At 63.1% G+C, this 1,424-nt stretch carries 2 protein-coding genes; both read right to left on the minus strand.

What is annotated here, in order from left to right; genetic code table 11:
- A partial coding sequence (locus tag EOA60_RS32820) for a TIGR02391 family protein (protein WP_245502673.1) occupies positions 1-597 on the minus strand: 597 nt, incomplete at its 3' end.
- A gap of 392 nt (positions 598-989) precedes the next feature.
- Positions 990-1,424 (minus strand): transposase (locus EOA60_RS32825; RefSeq protein WP_164899764.1); only part of this gene is annotated, 435 nt, incomplete at its 5' end.

The following is a 1,424-nucleotide window of genomic DNA, read 5'->3' on the forward strand; positions in this document are numbered from 1 at the left end:
GACCAGGGCCGCGCCGTCGTCGACCAGCCCCGTCCGCTTTCGAACCTTGTCGGCGACGCTTTTGACGGCCTCCAGCACCGCGTGAAAGTAGTTGTCGTGCAGCAACTCCTCTTTGCAGAAAATGAGCACGTCCGGGTGAACACCACGAGAAAGGAGATCTTCACGCAGCTCACGCGCTCTCCTCTCTGCTTCGCCGAGCGTTCCCACCTGAACAGCCGAAAGGAGTTTTCCGGACGCGTCGACTGACATGCCGGCAAACGCGAGTGCACGGTTCAGATTTGCCCTCATCGGCTCGAAACGGTGGGGCTCGCGGGCGAACCGGGTCGGCTTCATCGCCTTTCGAATAAAGGCGAGGATCGGCGTTCGATCCTTCCTCTGATTTTGCTCATGCGCGAAGGCATTGTAGAGACGATGCCTCTTCGTCATGGAAGCGTCGGTGTCTTTGATCCTGCAAGACTGCAGCAGGAACGCAATTTCGGACCCGGTCAGTCCTTCGGACGTGTCCGCCAGCGCATCGGCAATGGCTTGAAGTTGGTCCTGCGTAAGATACATGCACGCCCCCTTGTAGCGCTTACCACCGCTTCCCTGGCCGTCCATCCGTCACCCCGTGCTGGACCATGCGCGGCTCGGTTGGGTCGTCCAAAAAAGACAGCGGCGACCGACAGGTTGGAAATCTCCCGCGGCCACCTTGGACGATCTCAGAGTCCTCTCTGATTGGGGTCGTTGAGGTCAAGGTGCTCCTGCGCTCTTTTCTCGGACCGTTCCGTGGGTCACTCGCTTCTCTTCGCGGTCGGCGCTTGGGCCGCCGCATGATGGGGTCAGGAGAGCGAGGCGTCTCAATCTGTTTCACGACCTTGCGAACCTTGGTTCGGCAGATTCGGGACTCTTAACGAGATCGCCTCGCCCATCGTCCCAACGGAACGATCCGGGCATCGCCCCTTCGGGCGAAAGCTTTGCGTGTTCCCTTGGCTCCTTTGATCTGTCTCGGGTCACGCCGCCAGTGCGGCAGGCTCCTTTCCAAAGCGGAATTCGGTCGCGTCGGCCCACATGCGGTGCAGGATGACGGCCAGTTTGCGGGCCACCGCCACGCGGGCACGCGCCATGCCGCGGCGTCTGGCGATGTTCATGCCCCAGGCGCGCAAGCTCGACCATTTCTTCGAGCGCACGAGCAGCGAATGCGCCGCCTCGTAGAGGGCGGTGCGGGCGAGTTCGTCGCCGCAGCGGCTGACCTTGCCCTGGATGTCGGTCTCGCCGGACTGGTATCGCGCTGGCGTCAGCCCCAGATGCGCTCCCACTGCCCGCGAGGAGCCGAACCGCTCCGGCCGGTCGATCGTGGCGCGGAAGGTGAGCGCCGTGATCGGCCCGACGCCGGGCGCGCTCATCAGCCGCCGGCAGACTTCCTCTTTGCGGACGATGTCGAGAAC

The organism is Mesorhizobium sp. M1A.F.Ca.IN.020.06.1.1 (assembly GCF_004023265.1).
Classification (GTDB): domain Bacteria; phylum Pseudomonadota; class Alphaproteobacteria; order Rhizobiales; family Rhizobiaceae; genus Mesorhizobium.